Annotated in this window: 16 protein-coding genes and 1 tRNA gene; 11 read left to right on the top strand and 6 right to left on the bottom strand. The window is 67.1% G+C overall.

From position 1 onward, the window contains the following. Together ACE3Q2_RS09480 and ACE3Q2_RS09485 are read left to right on the top strand one after the other, a co-directional pair. The coding region (locus ACE3Q2_RS09480; protein ID WP_374473847.1) for a type I restriction endonuclease subunit R at positions 1 to 2,823 on the top strand (2,823 nt) is incomplete at its 5' end. A gap of 8 nt (positions 2,824 to 2,831) precedes the next feature. Then, the gene (locus ACE3Q2_RS09485; protein WP_374473848.1) at positions 2,832 to 3,539 is read left to right on the top strand and encodes a M48 family metallopeptidase; all 708 of its coding nucleotides are present in this window, start codon (positions 2,832 to 2,834) and stop codon (positions 3,537 to 3,539) included. A 129-nt stretch (positions 3,540 to 3,668) separates the two neighbouring features. On the opposite strand, the gene ACE3Q2_RS09490 is transcribed toward ACE3Q2_RS09485, so the two are convergent. Both ACE3Q2_RS09490 and ACE3Q2_RS09495 read right to left on the bottom strand, forming a co-directional pair. Next, positions 3,669 to 6,068, bottom strand: coding sequence for an AAA family ATPase (locus ACE3Q2_RS09490; RefSeq protein WP_374473849.1), 2,400 nt, complete (start codon positions 6,066 to 6,068; stop codon positions 3,669 to 3,671). A gap of 337 nt (positions 6,069 to 6,405) precedes the next feature. After that, positions 6,406 to 6,482: transfer RNA gene (locus tag ACE3Q2_RS09495), tRNA-Met, on the bottom strand. A gap of 144 nt (positions 6,483 to 6,626) precedes the next feature. Here ACE3Q2_RS09495 and ACE3Q2_RS09500 point away from each other — a divergent pair. The 4 genes from ACE3Q2_RS09500 (at position 6,627) to ACE3Q2_RS09515 (ending at position 9,642) form a co-directional block, all read left to right on the top strand. Further along, complete coding sequence (locus tag ACE3Q2_RS09500) at positions 6,627 to 7,187, top strand: RNA pyrophosphohydrolase (RefSeq protein ID WP_374473850.1); 561 nt, start codon at positions 6,627 to 6,629, stop codon at positions 7,185 to 7,187. A gap of 59 nt (positions 7,188 to 7,246) precedes the next feature. Continuing rightward, positions 7,247 to 7,447: a (2Fe-2S)-binding protein gene (locus ACE3Q2_RS09505; protein WP_231698105.1), complete on the top strand. Its 201-nt coding sequence runs from the start codon at positions 7,247 to 7,249 to the stop codon at positions 7,445 to 7,447. A gap of 127 nt (positions 7,448 to 7,574) precedes the next feature. Next, positions 7,575 to 8,045 carry a bacterioferritin gene (gene bfr / locus ACE3Q2_RS09510; RefSeq protein WP_231698106.1) on the top strand — a complete coding sequence of 157 codons (471 nt, stop codon included), beginning with the start codon at positions 7,575 to 7,577 and terminating at the stop codon, positions 8,043 to 8,045. Between the two features lie 214 nt (positions 8,046 to 8,259). Beyond that, positions 8,260 to 9,642 (top strand): S8 family peptidase, encoded by a 1,383-nt coding sequence (locus ACE3Q2_RS09515; RefSeq protein ID WP_374473851.1) that lies wholly within the window; start codon positions 8,260 to 8,262, stop codon positions 9,640 to 9,642. A 78-nt stretch (positions 9,643 to 9,720) separates the two neighbouring features. Here ACE3Q2_RS09515 and ACE3Q2_RS09520 read toward each other — a convergent pair whose 3' ends face one another. The 3 genes from ACE3Q2_RS09520 to ACE3Q2_RS09530 are packed head-to-tail and all read right to left on the bottom strand — an operon-like array spanning position 9,721 to position 15,570. Beyond that, positions 9,721 to 12,258, bottom strand: coding sequence for an ATP-binding protein (locus tag ACE3Q2_RS09520; protein ID WP_374473852.1), 2,538 nt, complete (start codon positions 12,256 to 12,258; stop codon positions 9,721 to 9,723). Between the two features lies 1 nt (position 12,259). After that, on the bottom strand, positions 12,260 to 14,965 hold the full coding sequence (locus ACE3Q2_RS09525) for an EAL domain-containing protein (RefSeq protein ID WP_374473853.1): 2,706 nt from the start codon (positions 14,963 to 14,965) through the stop codon (positions 12,260 to 12,262). After that, complete coding sequence (locus ACE3Q2_RS09530; RefSeq protein ID WP_231698170.1) at positions 14,962 to 15,570, bottom strand: DUF4126 domain-containing protein; 609 nt, start codon at positions 15,568 to 15,570, stop codon at positions 14,962 to 14,964. Before ACE3Q2_RS09530 ends, ACE3Q2_RS09525 begins: the two co-directional genes overlap by 4 nt. Positions 15,571 to 15,688: 118 nt before the next feature. Between ACE3Q2_RS09530 and ACE3Q2_RS09535 the strand changes: the two genes are divergently transcribed. The 5 genes from ACE3Q2_RS09535 to ACE3Q2_RS09555 are packed head-to-tail and all read left to right on the top strand — an operon-like array spanning position 15,689 to position 19,083. Then, complete coding sequence (locus ACE3Q2_RS09535; protein WP_231698171.1) at positions 15,689 to 16,420, top strand: DUF6776 family protein; 732 nt, start codon at positions 15,689 to 15,691, stop codon at positions 16,418 to 16,420. Position 16,421: 1 nt separating this feature from the next. After that, positions 16,422 to 16,877: a polymer-forming cytoskeletal protein gene (locus tag ACE3Q2_RS09540; RefSeq protein ID WP_231698172.1), complete on the top strand. Its 456-nt coding sequence runs from the start codon at positions 16,422 to 16,424 to the stop codon at positions 16,875 to 16,877. A 31-nt stretch (positions 16,878 to 16,908) separates the two neighbouring features. Continuing rightward, a complete protein-coding gene (gene erpA, locus ACE3Q2_RS09545) occupies positions 16,909 to 17,268 on the top strand; it encodes an iron-sulfur cluster insertion protein ErpA (RefSeq protein WP_043803513.1) in 360 nt (119 codons plus the stop codon). An 11-nt stretch (positions 17,269 to 17,279) separates the two neighbouring features. Beyond that, on the top strand, positions 17,280 to 18,170 hold the full coding sequence (nudC, locus tag ACE3Q2_RS09550; protein ID WP_374473854.1) for an NAD(+) diphosphatase: 891 nt from the start codon (positions 17,280 to 17,282) through the stop codon (positions 18,168 to 18,170). A gap of 34 nt (positions 18,171 to 18,204) precedes the next feature. After that, the gene (locus ACE3Q2_RS09555; protein ID WP_374473855.1) at positions 18,205 to 19,083 is read left to right on the top strand and encodes a hypothetical protein; all 879 of its coding nucleotides are present in this window, start codon (positions 18,205 to 18,207) and stop codon (positions 19,081 to 19,083) included. Between the two features lie 191 nt (positions 19,084 to 19,274). On the opposite strand, the gene ACE3Q2_RS09560 is transcribed toward ACE3Q2_RS09555, so the two are convergent. Further along, the gene (locus ACE3Q2_RS09560; protein ID WP_374473856.1) at positions 19,275 to 21,158 is read right to left on the bottom strand and encodes an MFS transporter; all 1,884 of its coding nucleotides are present in this window, start codon (positions 21,156 to 21,158) and stop codon (positions 19,275 to 19,277) included. Positions 21,159 to 21,224 lie beyond the last annotated feature (66 nt).

The following is a 21,224-nucleotide window of genomic DNA, read 5'->3' on the forward strand; positions in this document are numbered from 1 at the left end:
TGCCCTGGTCAATTTTCAACGCGCAGGGGTGGTCAATTTTGGTCGCGCATCAACAGTTACAGCAACCAGCGCCGTGCCGCCAGCGAGGTGGAAGAGAACGAGGGCAACGAGAACCTGTTCGCCACCAACCAGCTGCTGATCGCCACCAGCTTCGAGGAGGCGCGCGTCGGCTGCATCGGATCTGCATTCGAGCACTACGCTCAATGGAAGACGGTGGTAGGGCCGGATGGCCACGGCAGCGAAGCGGACGTAGCCGCCAGCCTCGGTAAGACCAAGCTCTCCGAACAGGAACGACTGATTGCCGGGTTGCTAACGCCGGCGAACCTGCTCGACGTGGTCCGCCACTTCATGCTGTTCATGCAGGCTGGCGGCCAGACCATCAAGACTGTCTGCCGCTACCAGCAGTACCGCGCGGTGAACAAGTCTATCGACCGCCTGAAGACGGGCAAGACCCGGCTGCAGGACGGCGAGCAGGACCAGCGCGGCGGCATCGTCTGGCACACCCAAGGTTCAGGCAAGTCGCTCACCATGGTGTTCCTCGTGCGAAAGCTGCGCACCGAGCCTACGCTACGCCGATTCAAGGTCATCGTGATCACGGATCGTAAGGACCTGCAGAGGCAGCTCTCTGAAACCGCGACCCTGACCGGCGAGACGGTCGAGCTTGCCAGCAGCACGGCTGGAGTGAAGGGGTTGGCCAGGAAGAAGGGGCCGGGTCTGGTGTTCGCCACCATCCAGAAATACCGCGAGCAAGACACCGAGATCGACCCGGCCGCAGAGGAGTCCTACGACATCCCTGCCGTGCCCGCGCGCAAGGTCGCCGAACCTAAGCCCGGAGAAGTCTTCGAGGTGCTGAACGAGGACGAGGCCATCCTCGTGCTGGTGGACGAAGCCCATCGCACCCAGGCCGGCGACCTGCACGCCAACCTGCTGGCCGGCCTGCCCAACTGCGCGCGCATCGGTTTCACCGGCACGCCGATCATCATGGGCGACAAGAAACGCACCCACGAGGTCTTTGGCGAGTTCATCGACAAGTACACGATCAAGGAAGCCGAGGCCGATGGCGCCACCGTGCCCGTGCTCTACGAGGGGCGCACCGCCCAGGGTGCCGTGAAGGATGGCACTAGCCTCGATGAGCTTTTCGAGGATCTGTTTCGCGAGCGAACCAAGGAAGAGATGGAGGCCATAAAGAAGAAGTACGCCGCAAAGGGCCACATCTTCGATGCCCCGGCGCTCATCGCCGACAAGGCCAAGGACATCCTCCGCCACTACGTCACCAACATCCTGCCCAATGGCTACAAGGCGCAGGTGGTGGCTTACAGCCGTCTCGCCGCGCTGCGATATAACGACGCCCTGCAGAAGGCCCGCGACGAGCTGCTCAAGGAAGCTGATGCTCTGAACCCTGCAGACAAGGCCATAGATGACGAGGCGCTCTGTCAGCGCCCACCCAAGGTCCGGGCAGCGGTCCAGGCGTGGCGCTACCGCGACCTGCTAGCCTCGCTGCAGTTCGCGCCGATCATTTCCGGCAGAAACAACGATCCGCCGGAGTGGAAGGACTGGACCGACAGCAGCAAGCAGGAAGACCTGATCAAGCGCTTCAAGAAGCCACTGACCAGTGCCGATCCGAAGAAGGCCGACCCGCTGGCCTTCCTAATCGTGAAGTCCATGCTGCTGACCGGCTTCGACGCGCCCATCGAAGGTGTGATGTACCTCGACCGCCCCATCAAGGAAGCGGAGCTGCTGCAGGCCATCGCCCGCGTGAATCGCACCGGCTTCGGCAAGCGCTGCGGCATCGTGGTGGACTACTACGGCGTCGCCGGCCACCTGAAGGAAGCCCTCAAGGTCTACGCCGACCAGGACATTGAGGGCGCGCTCGCCAGTCTCAAGGACGAAGTGCCGGTGTTGCGCGACCGCCACCAGCGCGTGATGGACCTGTTCCGCAAAAACGACATCGCTTCACTCGATGACGTGGAAGCCTGCGTGGACCTGTTGGGAAGCGACAAACTGCGCGCCGACTTCTCGGTGAAGCTCAAGGCCTTCCTCGCCTCGCTGGACACCGTGCTGCCGCGCCCCGAGGGTCTGCCGTTCACCAAGGACGCCAAGAAGCTCGCCTACATCTACGCACGCGCCCGCAATCGCTACAAGGATACCCCGGTACTGGGCAAGGACGTCGGCAAGAAGGTCCAGAAGCTCATTGACGACCACGTGATCTCGCTGGGAGTCGATCCGAAGATCCCGCCCATTGAGCTCACCCACGCCGATTTCGATACCCACGTCGGCCGCGCCGCCAATGACCGCGCCAAGGCGTCCGAGATGGAGCACGCCATCCGCTCGCACATCCGCAAGCACGCCGACGAAGACCCGGTGCTGTACCGCAAGCTCTCCGAGCGCCTGAGCCAGATCCTCAAGGACCTCGACGAGCAGTGGGGTGACCTGATCACTCAGATGCAGAAGATCATCGACGACCTGCGCGCCGGCAAAGCCTCCGACGACACCCATGGCGGCACCCTTCCAGAGCACTACTTGCCGTTCCTGCGAACGCTGCTCGACGTGGTCTGTGGCGATGCCCAGCCCAAGCCCGAGGAGTTGGTGCGCCTGAAGGACATCACCGTCGATCTCGTGGATGTCCTGACCGACGAGCTCAAGACTAACCGGGACATCTGGAAGCCGCACAAGCGCGCCGCCCAGGAGGCGCTCAATGGCGCGCTATTCGAGCGGATCATGCGCCTGCGCCCGCCCTTGGTGGACATGGGTAAGGCCGAGGTGCTGACGGATCGCCTGCTGGGGCAGGCCCGCGCCAACCACGACAAGCTGGTCGCCGTGTGACTGCCGCCATGGTTATCCCGGACGCGACACTCACCGTAGGCGACCTGCACTTCGCCCTGCAGCGCAGCGCCCGCCGCAAGACCATGGAGATCACCGTGGACCGCGAGGGCGAACTCCTGATCAAGGCGCCGCCCGACGTGAGCGAAGCGAAGCTCCGCAAGTTCGTCGAGGAGAAGCGCTTCTGGGTGTACACCAAGCTCGCCGAGAAGGACCGCCTCAACCGCGCCAGGCCCCGCAGGGAGTTCGTGGACGGCGAGGGCTTTCCGTACCTAGGGCGCAGCTACCGCCTGAAGCTGGTCGATGAGCAGGACGTGCCGCTGAAGCTTGCCAACGGGCGGTTCATGATGCGTCGCTGCAATCTGCCTGACGCCCGGCATCATCTCGTAAAGTGGTATTGCCAAAGGGCTACGCCTTGGCTGGCATCACGGGTGGCGGACTACCGCCACCGAATGGAGGTCAATCCCGGCGGGCTGAAGGTGCAGGATCTGGGCTACCGCTGGGGTTCCTGCGGAAAGGGCGAATGGCTCTACTTCCACTGGAAGGCCATACTCCTGCCGGCGCATATCGCAGAGTATTTGGTGGTCCATGAAATGGCGCACTTACATGAGCCGCACCACACGGCCAGTTTCTGGCTGCTTGTGGAGCGAGCCATGCCCGACTACGAACGGCGGATGGCTTGGTTGGCCGAGCACGGAATGCATGTTGAAGGCATCTGAGAGCCTTCTGCTCGGGCAAAACCATCCCCCTGGATAGGGAGATCGGAGCTACCGATCGTAAGCGAGCTCTGCCCAACGGTGCCGCAGATCAACTGCCTAAAAATGGCTGAGTAGTCCACAAAGCGGACGCTAGGCGATTCCGAGCTTAAGCTGGATCTCGGCAATCTGCCTCCGTGATGTCTCGGCTAAAGACGGCCAGTCAAGCCTTCCAAACAACAATGGCGATTCTTGCCAGCAAAGGTCTAGGTAATCGAGAAACGATAGGCTCCGTGCAAGGCGATCCTCGATTGAGTATGCGCTTTGGAGTCGCGCTCTGTAGCCAGGATCAATTATTGGTGTATCGACAATCACCGCATCTAGGTAGGCGAAAAGCGTGCAAAGCTTCTTTCTCGAGTAGGCGCCGGCGGACGTTATTCGAATTCGGTCGCTGGCTTCATCCTTAAGGCCCTCTGGCGAAGACAGGAGCCCCTTGTCGAATGCGCGTCTAACTTGCGGGAGAGTCTGCGCAATCGAGAACCCAGCAGACTGCATGTACTCAAGCACAAGGTCGCGTTGAACAAATCCATGGTTGCCTCCGACTTGACCAGCACGCTCAACATAGTCCAGCAGCAACAACATAGCGAAATGCTCAGACTTGGAGTTGCTGGTTACATCGTAGATGTTGAGGATAGGGGAGTCGGATGGGTCGTAGTGTTCCGAATCCCCATGAATCACAGCGCGCAAGAACTCATGTAGCGGCAGCAGGTATGATCCGGATCTATCCATAGCCGATAGAATTTTCTCGCTGTCAACGTGGCCGCTGCCCACGAAAGATGCCACGTAGTTGAGAGCTTCTCGAACATTCCCGGCACACATGTTGTCTATGAACTCAATAACTTCCGTCTGCGAATCGAAGGCTCTTATGAGCATCTTCAGATAATTCTCCAGACTTTTGGATGCGATGGTGGTTCCTGCCGGAAGGCCCGGCAGCTTTCCAGAGTTCTTTAGTTGGTCAAGCGCAAAATCCAGTCGTTTTCTTATGACGAGATCTACGCGCGGAGGCTCAATTGTGAAAACCCTTGGTTGATAGGCAGCGAGTGCACCACGCGCCCTAGACAATGCGAACGTCTCGGGCCTGAGGGAAACAAACACAGTTACTGGCCAGTGCGCAGCAACACTAGCCGCAATTAGAAACACCTCTTCTTGGAACTGTGGTGGCCGCTGATCAACATTGTCCAGGAACAGAACTATTTGGCGCTTCTGTCCTTTGAATATGTGCTCAAGCGACAACCGAACATGCTCATCCTCTTGGCTAATCAGTTTCTCCAAGAAATCAACTTCTTTCACCCTATACGCGGTCGGGTCAGCCTCCTTGAGGTCGCCATATATTCCTCGAGAGAAGTCCTCCAGCCGTTGGTTGTATACCCCTCTAACGAACTGACGCTCGAATATGTCTACCCCAGCCTGCTCTCGGAGCTGTCGGATGATCTCTTGTGATGTATACGGCTTTAGCTCGGTGGCTACTGCAGGTCTCGTTCCATAGTCCAGATAGAGAACTAGCGCCCGACTCAGTTCCTCTTTTGCTTCATTTTTAATGAGATTTCGGATGAAGGTTGTTTTGCCAACACCCACATCTCCTACCAAGAGGATTGGCCTCTTGCTTAATGCTGCAGCCAGTACGTCAGCTGTCAGTTGAGGGTTGGTCCCTTTCTTTGTAGTCGCCGGAGCGACCGCCACTCCAGCCTGGCTTTCAAAGAAGGTTGTGTAGCGAGTTCTCAGAAGATCCCTACTTACCAATGCGTATTGTGATAACGCACCGCTTTGGCAATAGGCGCTACGAAGGAACTCCTCCTCTAGCTCCGGCTCGTTCACAATGTCATCAAAGAATAGTCCGCCGAGAATCTGAAGCTCAGTAGCGATCGGGTTCCTGTTCTTGAATCCCGGGTAATCAGGAATGCGCCCGGATAGTTTGATAGGAGGAGGGGGCAGCGATTCCTTCGCCAGCAATGATGTGGGGTTTCGCTCCGAGACAGCTTCCGGTGTGAAGAGATCCCATAGTTCCCGGAATCGCTCTAGCATCACCTCTAGACTTGGATAGGCAATACATCTTCCATCAATGGGGGCGACGTTATCTGTTCTTGCCCCAAGGAAGAAAGCCCATTGCTTGCCATTAGTTACGGCAGCGTAGGGAATACTGCGATCTTTGCAGTAGCGAATGGCCTGGTTTAGTGCACTCTCAAATGCAGGGTTGCCCTCCGCGAGCGTGCTGAGCTTCATTGGCCCAGCATCAACTCCCAGAGGAAGGCTAAATCCAATTGACTCACGTTTAGCCTCGACCAAGAGCGACACAGGAGTACCGCACTCGTAGTCCGTGAATTCTCCCCGATCGAACTTTTCAACTGAAATACCCTGCCGATCCCAACAAAGAACTTCTGTCAATATGACGTCAATGATCTGGAATCGTGCGGTGGCTTCGTTGTAAGCAGGCAGGTTACGAGTCTCAGCTACAAGGCCGGCCAGCCTTTGCTTGGCAGCTTCATATCTATTCATCGCCGTCACCTTAGAGGCCCACCCACGATTCTAGCGAAATGTCCGCTGCTGGCCGATTGCGGTATGTGAGATCCGGAAGTTCCGATTGGCCCCACAAAAAGTGGCGCACATGTGTGCTTTGGTCATCAGTTCGAGGCTTGGTCGCAGGACCAAAGCAGTGTGCTTGCGGGGGTCATCGGGATAACTTCGCCGGCGCAGTAGTGCTCGGGTCAAATTTATCGAGTTTCGGGCCAGCCAAGTGGCACAGATTCGTCACAGGATGTGTCACAGGCCACTCGCCAGTGCGTCGGCACCCGCGTCCGGAAACAAAAAAGCCCGCAAATTCGCGGGCTTAGTATGGTGGCTATGGGTGGACTCGAACCACCGACCCCAGCATTATGAGTGCTGTGCTCTAACCGGCTGAGCTACATAGCCATGGGGCAACGCGGCCTGTCCGTTGCAGACAGGGCCGCGAATTTTGGGCCCTGGGGGCCCCTCCTGTCAAATGCCGGGCCCGTGCTTGTGGGGGCTTCCGGGGCTGTGGCAGTCTGGCCGCAGTAGATTTTTGGAGTCCGTTTCGTGGTCGATCCGGACGGTTATCGCCCCAACGTGGGCATCGTGCTCATGCACGGCGACGGTCGCCTGTTCTGGGCCCGGCGGGTCAACCGCGACGGTTGGCAGTTCCCGCAGGGCGGCATGAACACCGACGAGACGCCGCTCGAGGCGATGTTCCGCGAACTCCGCGAGGAGACCGGCCTGCTGCCCGAGCACGTGGAAGTGCTGGGTTCCACGCCGGGCTGGCTGCGCTACCGCCTGCCGCGCCGCTGCATCCGCCGGGGAAACCGGCCGGTGTGCATTGGCCAGAAGCAGGTGTGGTTCCTGCTGCGCCTCACCGGGCGGGAGCAGGACGTGCGCCTGGACCTCACCGAGAAGCCCGAATTCGACAGCTGGCGCTGGGTGGACTTCTGGTACCCGGCCGAGCACGTGGTCAGCTTCAAGCGCGAGGTGTACGTGCGGGCCCTGGAACACCTGGCCCCCCGGGCCCGGGCCGTGGCCGGCGAACAGGCCGTGCCGCCGGCGGGCGAGGGCCTGCGCGCCCTGCTGCCGGCCCCGCCCCAGAAGGCCCGCGCCGGGCGGTAGTTGACAATCATTCGCATCTGGGGCGTAATGCGAACCGTTCCCATCCAGGACGGCCCGCCATGTACGTCTGCCTTTGCCACGGGGTTACCGACCACGACATCCGCCGGGCGGCCGAAGCCGGCTGCGGTTCGCTGGCCGAGCTGACCATGCGCACCGGCCTGGGCAGCGGCTGCGGCAGCTGCGGCGAGCTGGCTTCCGAGATCCTGGGCGAGGCGCGGGGCCGCGAGCTGCCGTTGGCGGTGTTTGCAGCGGCGGCTTGACGGAATTGGCGAAGGGCGGTCGCGGCTGAAGCCGCTCCTACAGCGTTGTTGGAAGTGAGTGGCATTTAGGCCACCGGCCGCGTAACGGGGTAGGCTTCGGGTCCAACCCACGGAAGCGGAGGCGCCCATGAAAGGCGACGCCAAGGTCATCGAGCACCTCAACAAGGCGCTCTACAACGAACTCATCGCCATCAACCAGTATTTCCTGCACGCCCGCATGTTCCAGAACTGGGGCCTGAAGGAGCTGGGCGAGCACGAGTACAAGGAATCGATCGACGAGATGAAGCACGCCGATCGCCTGATCGAGCGCATCCTGTTCCTCGACGGCCTGCCCAACCTGCAGAACCTCGGCAAGCTCTTCATCGGCCAGACGCCGAAGGAAGCGCTGGAGTGCGACCTCAAGCTCGAGAACCAGGCCGTGCCCGACCTGCGCGCCGGCATCGCCCACTGCGAACAGGTGGCCGACTACACCAGCCGCCAGCTGCTGGCCGACATCCTGGCCTCCGAGGAAGAGCACATCGACTGGCTGGAGACCCAGCTGGCCCTGATCGAGCGCATTGGCGAGCAGAACTACCTGCAGACCAAGATCGGCAGCTGAGCCGGTCCGCCCGAAACTGAACGAAGGCCTGCCAGTGCTTTTGGCAGGCCTTTGTTTTTTATGGCTTTTTCCGGACCAGTTCCGTTCAGCTTCGTGGAAAGGTTTCTGCTGAAACTGTGTGCTGCGTCGCAAAATGACAAGTTCTGCACACGCCCCCTAAGTTCCCATACCCGGGCCCGTATTGGACCCGGCACTTACGGGGAGTTCCTTGCACATGAAGTCCGTCTTCCGCACCACCCTGCTGGCTGCGGCCACCCTGGCCGCCCTCGGCACCGCTTCCACCGCCTTCGCCGGCGGCCGTCCCGACCTCGTCGCCCGCGGCATCGCCCAGGGCAAGCCGTTCCAGGCCGACCAGGTGATCGTCCAGTTCCGCGCCGATGCCTCCGACGCCGACAAGAGCCGCGTGATGGCCCGCGTCAACGGCAACCGCGCCGACGTGCTTTCCCGCGGCCGCGGCCGCAGCGGCGACGTCGAGCTGCTCAACGCGCGCGGCCACGCCGACATCGTCGACCTGCTGGCGGAGCTCTACGCCGACGAGGCCGTCGAATTCGCCGAGCCGAACTGGATCGTCCAGCACGCCGCCACCTCGAACGACACCTATTACACCAATGGTTCGCTGTGGGGCGTCTATGGCAACGCCAGCTCGCCGGCCAACCAGTACGGCAGCCAGGCCGCCGAAGTGTGGGCCTCCGGTGGCACCAGCTGCTCCAACGTCGTGATCGGCATCATCGACGAAGGCTACATGTACAACCACGCCGACCTGGCCCCGAACGCGTTCAAGAACCCGGGCGAGATCGCCGGCAACGGCATCGACGACGACGGTAACGGCTACGCCGACGACGTGTACGGCTGGGACTTCGACGGCAACAACAGCTCGGTGTTCGACGGCACCGGCGACGACCACGGCACCCACGTGGCCGGCACCATCGGCGCGGTCGGCGGCAACGGCGCTGGCGTGGCCGGCATGTGCTGGTCGGTGAAGCTGATGGGCGCCAAGTTCCTGGGCAGCCGCGGCGGCACCACCGCCAACGCCATCAAGGCGGTCGACTACTTCACCGACATGAAGCAGCGCCACGGCCTGAACCTGGTCGCCACCAACAACTCCTGGGGCGGCGGTGGCTTCTCGCAGGCGCTGAAGGACGCCATCGACCGCGCCGACGCGGCCGGCATCCTGTTCATCGCGGCGGCCGGCAACAGCGGCACCAACAACGACGCCACGGCTTCCTACCCGAGCGGCTACGCCAGCAACAACGTCATCGCCGTCGCGGCGCTGACCAACACCGGCGCGCTGGCCAGCTACTCGCAGTACGGCGCCACCACGGTGGACATCGCCGCCCCGGGCTCGGGCATCTGGTCCACGGTTCCGGTGGCCAGCGGCAAGGGCAAGAACGCCACGGTGGGCTCTGGCTACGCCAGCTACAACGGCACCTCGATGGCCACCCCGCACGTGACCGGCGCCGCCGCCATGTACGCGGCCCGCCACCCGGGCGCCACTGCGGCGCAGATCAAGGCGGCCATCCTGAACAACGCCGCCCCGACCCCGTCGGTGCAGGGCAAGGTGGCCACCAACGGCCGCCTGAACGTCGAGTCGTTCTGACGTAAACCCCGCGTTGAAAACGAAGGGCCCGGCAGCGATGCCGGGCCCTTTTTCGTACGCCGGGGAAAACCGACGGCCTCAGCCGCGCAGCAGCCCGTGCAGCGCCTGCGAGGCGCGGCGGTATTCCGAATCGAGCACCGCCACCGCCACGGCCGGGCGCGGCAGCACGCCCTGGCGCGCGCCAAGCTCGATGCGCTTGGCGGCAGCCGAAAGCGCCATGGCGCCCAGGTTGGCGCTGGCCGATTTCAGCGTGTGCGCCGGGGCCACCATGGCGGCCATGTCGTTGGCGGTGGCCGCGGCTTCCAGCGCCTGCACGTGCTTGGGCGCGTCTTCCAGGAACAGGCGCACCAGGCTCAGGTATTCGTTGCCCATCACGGCGCGCAGTTCGTCCACCACTTCGGTGGCCAGCACCGGCGGCGGGGGCGGGGCGGGCTCGGGGCGGTGTTCGATGGACACCGGCGCCGGCGCGCTGGCGGCGGCGGGCTTCGGTGCGGGCGCCGGGCGCGCCGCCGGGGCCGGCATGGGCGCGGGAGCCGGTGCGGCCGGGCGCGGCGGGAACGGCGCGCTCGGGCGGGGACTGGACGGCGCGGCGGGCACGGCCGGGCGCGGGGCGACAGCCGCGGCCGGGGCGCTGGCGACGGCAGGCTGCGGTACCGGAGCCGGTGCCGGCTCGGGCAGGGGCGCGGGCGCAGCGCCGGACGCCGACGGACGATGCTGCAGCCAGCGCGCCAGCGTGGCCTCCAGCAGGCGGCGGTCCACCGGCTTGGACAGGTAGTCGTCCATGCCGGCGTCCAGGCACTTCTGGCGGTCGCCGGCCATGGCGTTGGCGGTCATGGCAATGATGGGCAGGCGCGCCAGGTTCTGCGCCACCTCAAACTGGCGCCATTCGCGCGAGGCGGTGTAGCCGTCCTTCACCGGCATCTGGCAGTCCATCAGCACCAGGTCCAGGTTGCCCTGCACCATGCGCTCGAGCGCCTTCTCGCCGTTTTCGGCGGTTTCGCAGTGCAGGCCCAGCAGGCCCACCAGGCGCTGCGCCACCATCAGGTTCACCGGGTTGTCTTCCACCAGCAGGATGCGGCCGCGCAGGCGGCCCTTGCCGGTGTCGCCGCCGGTTTCCTCGCCGGGCGCGCCCACGAGCGTGCGCTCGGGCAGCGCCTCGGGCTCGGGCTCGGCGGCGCGCGGCGCGGCCTGGGCCGACAGGAAGCTTCCGATGGCGTTGCGCAGTTCGCTGCCGCCGATCTGGCGGGGCAGCAGCAGGGCGTGCGGGCCCTGGGTGAGCTCGACGGCCACGGCTTCCTCGCCATGCAGGTAAACCACGCGCAAATCCTCCAGTTCCGGGGTGCGGCGCAAATTGCGGTGCAGGGCGATGGCCGTGCTGCGCACGCTGCTCAGGTCCACCAGCAGCAGGTCGAAGCTCCAGTTGGCGCCGCGGGTGAGCGCGGTGCGCAGCTTGGTGAGCGTGTCCTGGGTGGTTTCGGCCTGGGTGAGGTTGGCGCCCCAGCCGGGCGCGGCCTGGCCGATGCGCTGGCGCAGCTGGGCGTCGGTGCTCAGCAGCAGCACGCGGGCGCCGTTGAGGTCGGTGCGCTGGCCCTGGATGTCGCCGGCGGCCTTGAGCAGCGGGATCTCGAACCAGAAGGTCGAACCGCGGCCGGGTTCCGATTCCACGCCGATGCTGCCGCCCATCAGGTCGACGATGCGCTTGCAGATCACCAGGCCCAGGCCGGTGCCGCCGTACAGGCGGGTGGTGCTGGCGTCGGCCTGGCTGAAGGCGCGGAACAGGCGCGCGTCCTTGTCGATGCCGATGCCGGTGTCGGTCACTTCGAAGCGGAGCTCGTGCTGGCTGCGGGTTTCGCCGCGGCGGCTCACGGCCAGGCTCACTGAGCCGCGCTCGGTGAACTTCACGGCGTTGCTCAGCAGGTTGGTGAGCACCTGGCGCAGGCGCACCGGGTCGCCGCGCACGGCCAGGCGCACGGCCGGGTCGATCTGCAGGCTCAGGCGCAGGCCCTTGGACTCGGCCGGCTTCTCCATCAGGCGGATCACCGAATCGAGCAGCTCGCGCAGGTTGAAGCTGGTGGTCTCGAGCGTGACCTTGTTCGCCTCGAGCTTGGAGTAGTCGAGGATGTCGTCGACGATGCGCTGCATCTGCCGCGCCGAGGTGTAGGCGGTGCGCAGGATTTCCTGCTGGTCGGGCTGCAGGCGCGAGCTCATCAGCAGGTCGAGCATGGGGATGATGCCGTTGAGCGGCGTGCGGATTTCGTGGCTCATGGTGGCCAGGAACTCGCCCTTGGCCATCATGGCCGACTCGGCCGCCTGCTTGGCTTCGGTCAGTTCGCGCTCGAGGCGGCGGTGCAGGGCCAGCTCTTCCTGCAGCGCGTTCACTTCGCGGGTCTGTTCGCCGGTGGTCTGGGCCGCCTGCATCAGCGCGCGGTTGCGCAGCGTCACCGCGCGCCAGAAGCCGGCCGCGCCGGCCAGGGCCAGCAGCGCCGCCACGAAGGCCAGCGACTGCCACAGCCAGTTGTCGCTGAAGTGGCTGATGGCGGCGGCGATGGCGGCACCGGCGGCGCCGGCGATGGCCAGCCAGCGGACGATCAGGGCGTCATGGACATTGGGTGGCATCTCAGAGCACCGCCTGCTGGAAGTCGAAGTCCATGTCGCGGTCGGCCTGCTGCACCAGGTTGCCCTGGATGAAGTCGATGCCGCTCATCCACAGCGTGGCGGCGGCCTGGGCGTCTTCCACGCCGTGGCCGATCACCTCGAGCCCGCGCCGGTGCGCGCGGTCGATCAGCACCTTCAGCTCGTCGCGCATGGTGGGCGAAAGCGCCGTGGCGGTGTACTTGCGCGCCAGCTTCACGAAGCCCAGCGGCAGTTCGTCGAACAGGCGCTCGGTGTCGGGGCTGGACTCGAACTGGCTCAGGCAGAACTGCACGCCGTCGGCCACCATGGCGTCGCAGAACTGGCGGATGGTGGCGGCGTGGATGACCGCGTCCTCCATGCGCAGCTCGATCACCATCGAGGTGCCGGGCACGTCGTGCGCCACCAGCTCGGCCTTGAGCCAGGTGGCCTGGCCCGGGTCGGCCAGCGTGAGCGGCGACTGGGTGACGAACAGGCGCAGCGGCCGGCCTTCGGCGCGGCGGTCGCGCACCAGCTTCATCGAGGCCTGCAGCACCCAGCGGTCGATGTCGAGGATGAAGTCGCCGCGTTCGGCCAGCGGCACCACTTCCGCCGCCGGCAGCAGCTTGCCGCTGGCGTCGCGCAGGCGCAGCAGCACCTGGTACTGGGAATCGTCGCTGCCGGCCACGGCCACCACCGGCTGGTAGAGCAGCTCGAGGCTGTTGAGCGCGATGGCTTCGCGGATCTGCTTCACCAGCGCCGCCTCGCGCGCCGCCTCGGTGGGCTGGGCGGGCTCGAAGCGCTTGTAGCCGCGGTCGCTGGTGCGGGCCTCGCGGGCCATGCGCTCGGCGGCGTTGAGCAGGTCGCCGGCGTCGTGGAAGCGGTGCCTGAAGGCGCAGATGCCCACCGACACGCGCAGGCGCAGCGGGTGGCCCTGCACGGTGAAGGGGTGCTGCACCAGCGCGCCGCGCAGCTGGGCGGCGAAGGCTTCCAGCGCGGCTTCGTCGCGTTCGGTGTCGAGCAGCAGGAAGCTGCCGTCGCCGAAGCGCGTGGCCGGCACGTTGCCGGCGCGTTCGCCCACCAGCTTGCCCACGCCGGTGAGCAACTGCTCGAGCGCGGTCAGGCCCAGGCGGTCGCGCAGCAGGTTCACGCTTTCCACTTCCAGGAACAGCAGGCCGCCGGTGCTTTCCGCGGTGGCGCCGGCCACCACGCCGTGCAGCGTTTCGAGCAGCTCCGAGCGGTGCGCCAGGCCGGTTTCCGCGTTGCGCACGCCGCGCCGGGCCGGGCGCGCCTGCATGGCGCGGTGGCGGGTGACGCGGTTCTGCACGGCGGCGATCAGGTGCTTGGGCCGCACCGGCTTGGTGATGAAGTCGTCGCCGCCGGCCTCGAGCGCGTCGAACTGGCGGTCGGTGTCGGCTTCGCCCGACAGGAACACGATGGGCGTGTGCAGGAACGGGTCCTGGTCGCGGATCAGCACCGTCAGCTCGATGCCGTTGGCATGCGGCATGTGCAGGTCCATCAGGATCAGGTCGGGGTTGAAGCGGTGCAGGGCCTCGAGCACGTCGAGCGGGTCGAGCACCACTTCGGTCTGCATGCCGGCGTTGCGCAGGATGCCCTCGGCGAACAGCGCCTGGTTGCGGTCGTCTTCCACCACCAGCACGCGGAAGGGTTCGCCGCCGCCCGGGCTGAGCAGCACGGCCAGGCGCCGCAGCACTTCGGCGGCGTTGGGTTCGACCAGCAGCAGGTCGACGCCGGCGCGCTGGGCGTTCAGGCGCAGGGTGATGTCGTCGGCGGCGCTCAGGGCCACCAGCTGGATCGGCTGGTTGCTGCGCGTGCGCGCCTCGCGCACGGTGGCGCCGATGGCGTCGAGCTGGTCGCTGAAGGCGGCGTCCACCAGGGCCAGGCGGGCGGGCAGGGCGCCCAGCAGTTCGTGCAGCTCCTCGGCGCTTTCCAGCAGCTCCACTTCGTAGCCGGCGGCCTCCATGCGCTGGTCGAGTTCGAGCGACAGCGGGCCGTGTTCGGTGAGGTGGTAGACGCGGGTGCCCGGCGTGACCGGCGGCGGCTCGGCGGCGGCCGCAGGTGCCGGCACCGGGGCGGCGGGTTTGGCGGGGGCGGCCGGCGGGGGCGCCGGCTTGGGCGTCGGCGTTGGCGCGGGGCCGTGGCGCGGGCCGGCGGCGATGTGCAGCGGTTCGTCCGGACTGGCGGGTTTGGCGGGCTTGGCCGGCACGACCTGCGGCGGCGGTGGCGCGGCGTCGCCCACTGCGGTGGCGGTGGCCGGCGGGGCGTCTTCGCTCCAGCGGCGCCAGTAGTTGGCGGGCGGCGTTTCGGCGCGGCCGCTGCCCTGCTGCGGGCGCGGCGGGGCCAGGTCGGGCGTGGGCGCCTCGGCGGCCATGGGTACGGCCGTGCCGATGTCTTCCACCAGGTGCCACAGCCGCTCGCCGGTTTCCGGCGAGGGCAGGGCCTGCTGCTGCAGGGTTTCGTCGAGCAGGGCGTGCAGGCGCAGGAAGTGTTCGCCGGCCTCGTCCAGGCCGTGGCGCTGGCAGGCGTGGCCCAGGTGCAGGGCGTCTTCGTGCATCAGCGCCAGGCCGTTGATGTCCCAGCCGTCCTGCAGGAAGCGGTGCAGGCGACGGCCCAAGGTTTCCACGCGCCGCGGCAGGTGGCGCAGGAAGGCGTGTCGGTGTTCGGCGAGTCGTGACTCGTCGTGCGGATTCATCGCGTGGCCCCCGGTTGGCCTTGGATTATGCCTTTGGGGCCGGCCGTGCGTCGCCACACCCAGCGCGCCAGCCAGAACACCACCAGCGCGGCCACGCCCAGCACCAGCAGCAGCAAGGCCAGCGCCACCCAGGGGTAGGCGAACACCAGGCCCAGCGCGCCCAGCGAGGCCACGTCCTCGCCCGCCGACGCGGCCCAGTTCGACAGCGGCTCGGGCGAGGCGTTGATGACCGCGCGCGTCCCGGTCTTGAGCAGGTGGGTGCCCAGCGCCGCGCTGGCGCCCAGGGCCAGCGCGCCGCCGGCCAGCTGGCCGTCGTCGGACAGGGTGGCGGCGGCCAGGAAGGCGCCGGCCGGGATGCGGGCCAGCGTCTGCAGCAGGTCCCAGCCGGAATCGACGCCCGGGATCTTGTCGGCCGCGAATTCGACCACCGCCAGCGCGCCCGCCGTGCCCAGCACCCAGGGCGAGGTGGTGACCGCCAGCGCCGCCGGCAGGTCCACCCAGCCCGCCAGCCCGGCCAGGCCCACGCCGAACACCGTCAGGTAGGCGCGCACGCCGGCCAGGCAGGCCAGGGCGAGGCCGAGGGCGAAGAGGTGGGCTTCGGTCATGGCGGGGCTCCCGGAGCGTGACGTGGTTCACAGTATAGTGAGCCTCCGCCTTGACGCTGGCGGAGCGCACCGGCTCTAGTTGACCGGATTCGCGCCGCCCGCGCACCTGTTCCTACGCATGAGCACCCCCGCCCCGGTCAAGCCCCGCTTCGTCATCGTCCCGCACCGCCCGCATGTCCGGGTGCTGCTGGCCGTGGCTGCCGCGCTGTGGCTGGCCAGCCTGGCGGCCACCTGGTGGGTGGCGTCCGAGCGGGCCGCGCCGGGCCTGGCCAAGGTGCGCGAAGAACTCGACCTGGCCAACCGGCGCGTGGCCGACAGCGAGGCCCTGGTGCGGCAGCTGCGCCAGAACGTGGCCACGCTGCGCCGCAGCGACCAGATCAGCCGCAGCGCCAACACCGAATTGCAGGCCAGCCTGGCCGAGCGCGAGGAGGAGGTCTCCGGCCTGCGCGCCGACGTGGCCTTCTACGAACGCCTGGTGGGCGCCACCGGCCAGCGCCGCGGCCTGAGCGTGCACGAGGCCGTGTTCGCGCCCGAGGAAGGCGGCACCTGGCGCTACACCGTCACGCTCACCCAGAACCTCAACCGCGGCGCCATCAGCAAGGGCGAAGCGCGGGTGTCGGTGGAAGGCGTCAGCCAGGGCCGCCTGCGCAGCCTGGGCTGGGAAGATCTCGTACAGAAGCCGGGCGCACCCGGACAGCCGTTTTCGTTCCGCTATTTCCAGCAGCTCGAGGGCAGCGTGATGCTGCCCGAGGGCTTCACCCCCCAACGCGTCCGGGTGCAGCTGCGCTCGGACGGCAGCACCGTGGACCAGGCCTTCCCCTGGCAAGTCGGGTCGCCACGAGGAGATTGAGATGTTCGGCAGCGGAAAAGGCAAGTCGACCAACCACGGCCACCATGCCGTGGAAACCCTGGTGGGCCCCCGCGCGGTGATCCGCGGCGACGTGAATTTCACCGGTGGCCTGTATGTCGAGGGCACCATCCACGGCAAGGTGGTGGCCGACGACGGCTCGGCCGCGGTGCTCACCATCGCCGACAAGGGCCGGGTGGAGGGCGAGGTGCGCGCGCCGGTGGTGGTCATCAACGGCCACATGCAGGGCGACGTGTACGCCAGCGAGCGGGTGGAACTTGCCGCCAACGCCCGGGTGCAGGGCAACATCCACTACAAGGTGGTGGAAATGGCCGCCGGCGCCATGATCACCGGCCGGCTGATCCACGCCGACGCCCCGCTGGCCCAGCTCACCGGCCCCGACACGGCGCCCGCGCCGGCCGCCCGCGTGAAGGCCAAGGGCGAGCCCCAGGAAGCTTGAACAAGGGGCCGCGAGGCCCCATCTTGGCGGCATGGAAATGCACCCCAGTTACCAGCAGCTCGACGCCCCGCTCGAGTTCACCGCGTCGGCGGCCGCCAAGGTCGCCGCCCTCATCGCCGAGGAAGGCAACCCGGCGCTCAAGCTGCGCGTGTACATCACCGGCGGCGGCTGCTCGGGCTTCCAGTACGGCTTCGAGTTCGACGAGCAGCAGGCCGAGGACGACCTGGCCCTGCAGCGCGACGGCGTCACCCTGCTGGTGGACCCGCTCAGCCTGCAGTACCTGATGGGCGCGGAAGTGGACTACCGCGAAAGCCTGCAGGGCGCGCAGTTCGTCATCCGCAACCCGAACGCCAAGACCACCTGCGGCTGCGGCAGCAGCTTCTCGGCCTGAGCCCCGCGCGCATGCCGCCCGTGCCGCCGCCCGCCTTCGGCTTCCGCGGCCCGGGCCCCGACCGCTCCGAACTGCTGCGCGACCGTCCCGACGAGCTGCGCGCCCGCTGGCCGGCCGCGCGCGTGCTGGTGGTGGACGCCGAGGGCAACGCCCGCTTCCACGGCAGCGACGAAGCCCCCGAGCCGGGCCGCGGCGCCGACTTCGGCGAAGAACTGCCGGCTTCCGCCAGCTTCCTGGGCCTGGACGGCGACACCGCCTGGTTCGCCCTGCCGCATGAAACCCTGCCCGAACCGCTGCCCGGCCGCCTCGGCCTGCGCGACGCCGCCGTGCGCTGGCCGGCGCTCGAGGCCGCCGCGCTGGCCCAGGCGCGCGCGCTCATCCACTGGCAGCAGCGCAACCGCCACTGCGGCGGCTGCGGTGAATTGCTGGTGCTCGCCCGCGCGGGCTACTGCGCGCGCTGCCCGGCCTGCGGCCTGGAGCACTACCCGCGCACCGACGCGGCCATCATCGTCGCCGTCACCGACGGTTCGCGCCTGCTGCTGGGCCGCCAGGCCAGCTGGCCGCCCAACCGCTGGTCGGTGCTGGCCGGCTTCGTCGAGCCGGGCGAATCGCTGGAACAGACCGTCGCGCGCGAAGTGATGGAGGAAGCCGGCGTGCCGGTGCTGTCCTGCACCTACGCCGCTTCCCAGCCCTGGCCCTTCCCGGCGGCGCTGATGGTGGGTTTCCACGCCGAAGGCGCGCCGGTGGAGCCGGTGGTGAGCGACGAGCTGGAGCAGGCGCGCTGGTTCAGCGCCGCCGACATCCATGCCGGCGTGGCCTCGGGCGAACTGCTGCTGTCGCCGCGGCTGTCCATCTCGCGCTGGCTCATCGACAGCTGGCTGGCGGGCCAGCCCGGGGCCTAGGCGGCGCCGCGGCAAACGGGGCTAGAATCTGGCCATGTCCGCCGCGCTCATCGCCGTCGTCGTTTCGCTCCTGCTGGGGCACGTGTTCCCGGCGCTGCCGGCGCTGCGCCGCTACGACTGGTTCATCGGCTGGCTGCATTGGCTGGGCAAGCAGAGCGGCGGCGACTGGCCGAACAAGGTTGGCCTGCTGATCGCCGTGGGCCTGCCGCTGGTGGCGGTGGGCACGGTGCAGTTCTTCATCGACGACCTGGCCTACGGGCTGCCGGCCTTCTTCTTCGCGCTGCTGGCGCTGCTCTACACCTGGGGCCCGCGCGACCTGAGCCTGGACGTGGAGGCGGTGATCGAGGCGCGTGAACCCGAGGCGCGCTGCGCCGCGGCCGCGGCGCTGTTCCCCGAGGGCGGCGAGCCGGTGTGCGAAGGCCCCACGCTGGTGGAGGCGGTGTTCCGCTGCGCGCTGTGGCGCTGGTTCGGCGTGCTGTTCTGGTTCCTGGTGGCGGGCGCGGTGGGCGCCATCGGCTACCGGCTCATTTCGCTGTGCGCGCAGGGCGAGGCCCGGCGCAGCCTGCCGGTCGGCCAGCGCGGCATGGCCCGCGTGGCGCTGGCGGTGCTGAACTGGCCGGTGGCGCAGCTGATGACCTTCGGGCTGGCGCTGGCGGCCGATTTCGACCGCGTGCTCAGCGCCTGGCGCGACTGGCACGCCGAGGGCGTGCGGCTCGACGCCGGTTTCCTGGGCGCCGCCGCGCGCGCGTCGGTCGCCAGCGAACTGGCCGAGGAAGACGCCTACGCCGTGGACGGCCCCGCGCAGGCCCCGGGCCTGCTGGAACTGCGCGACGCCATGAGCCTGGTCTGGCGCGTGCTGCTGCTCTGGCTCGGCGTGCTCGCCGTCATCGTCCTGGCCGGCTGGGCCACCTGATCCATCCGGCGGGGTGGGGGAAGGAGCCTTGCCGCGGATGACGCGGATAAAAGCCGATCAGAGCCGATAAGGCAGAAGCGATTCGGTTGGGTATTCGCGCAGGGGTCGGCCCTGGCCAAGTGCCACTCAAAAAGCTTTTGCCCTATCGGCTCTGATCGGCTTTTATCCGCGTCATCCGTGTCAAAGGCTTTTTAAGGTCGGTTCCCGCGAAGTTCCCGCACGCGCGCCTCGAGCGAAGCGGCGGTGGCTTCGGTGCCGGGCACGGGCGGGTCGGCGATGAGGCCCACTTGGGCGCGAAGGCGACGGGGTACGCGCAGGCGGCCCAGGCGGCTGTCGCGCTTGCTCCACATGCTGTCCCACAGGCCGGTGAGCGCCATCGGCACCACCGGCACCGGCTTGGCCGCCAGGATGCGTTCGATGCCGCCCTTGAAGGGCGCGATGCGGCCGTCCTTGGTGAGCGCGCCCTCGGGGAAGATGCACACCAGTTCGCCCGCCTCGAGTGCGGCCTGCACTTCGGCGAAGGCCGCCTCCATCACCGCCGGGTCTTCCTTCGCGCCGGCGATGGGAATCGCGCGGTGCGCGCGGAACACCCAGTTCATGCCCGGGATGCGGAAGATCTTGTAGTACATGACGAAGCGGATCGGGCGCGGCACCGCGGCGCTGATCACCAGCGGGTCCATGTAGCTGACGTGGTTGCACACCAGCACCGCCGGGCCTTCGTCGGGCACGTTGTCCTCCACGCCCTCGATGCGCACGCGGTAGAACAGCGAGACGTAGATCCAGGCCAGGAAGCGCAGGAAGAATTCCGGCACCAGGCTGAAGATGAGAATCGACACCAGCGCGTTGGCGATGGCCAGCGCCAGGAACACCTGCGGGATCGACCAGCCCAGGGCCTGCTGCACCGCCACTCCGAGCACGGCCGCCAGCACGATGAAGAAGGCGTTCTGGATGTTCACGCCGGCGATGACGCGCGAGAGCTCTTCCTTCGGCGTGCGGCTCTGCACCAGCGCGAACAGCGGCACGATGAAGATGCCGGCGAACAGGCCAATCAACACCAGGTCGGCGATCAGGCGCCAGTTCCCCGCGGCCACGAATTCGCGCACCGTCAGGCCGCTGGCCGCCACCGGGCCGGGCTGGGCGAAATACAGGTCGGCGCAGAACACCGTCATGCCGATCGCGCCCAGCGGCACCAGGCCGATCTCGATGGTGCGGTGGCTGAGCTTCTCGCACAGCAGCGAACCGATGCCGGTGCCCACCGAGAACAGCACGAAGCAGAACAGGTACAGCGTGCTGCCGCCGCCGAGGTAGGTTTCGGCGTAGGTGGGCAGCTGGGCGGTAAGCACCGTGCCCACGAACCAGAACCAGGAAATGCCCAGGATGGCGTTGCGCACCGCCGGCTGCCTGCGCGCCAGCGAAAGCGCCCGCAGCGATTCCGGGAACGGGTTCCAGTTGATCTTCAGGTCCGGCGCCGCGGCGTCCACCGCGGGCACCAGGCGGCTCACCAGGTTGCCGGTGATGGCCAGGGCGATGATGGCCACCGCCGCCGTCTCGGGCCCGTGTTCGCCGGCCACCACGAAGATCATGCCGCCGAAGATCATTCCCAGCAGGATGGACATGGAGGTGCCCATCTCGACCAGTCCGTTGCCGCCGGTGAGCTCCTCGGGCTTGAGCACGCTGGGCAGGATGGAATACTTCACCGGCCCGAACAGGGTGGACTGCAGACCGGTGCCGAACAGCGCCACCAGCAGCAGCGGCATGTTCTCGGTGACGAAACCCACGGCGGCGACCGACATGATGCCGATCTCCATCATCGTGGTGATGCGGATCAGCCGCGACTTCTCCAGCTTCTCGGCCACCTGGCCGGCGATGCCGGAGAACAGGAAGTAGGGAAGGATGAACAGCGCCGGCGCCAGGTTGGTGTAGAGCGTGCGCTGCTCGGCGCCGGTGCCCAGGAAAAACAGCAGGCCGATGATGGCCTGCCGGTAGACGTTGTCGTTGAACGCGCCCAGCGACTGGACCACGAAGAAGGGCAGGAAACGCCGCTGCCCGAGCAGTTCGAACTGGTTGTGCGCCACGCCGCCTCCGGGCCATCGCTGGACGCGGGCCGGTGCGCCCGCCGCCGAATAGTACCCCGGCGCCCC

Origin of the sequence: Arenimonas sp. (assembly GCF_041913985.1) — a bacterium.
Classification (GTDB): Bacteria; Pseudomonadota; Gammaproteobacteria; order Xanthomonadales; family Xanthomonadaceae; genus Arenimonas.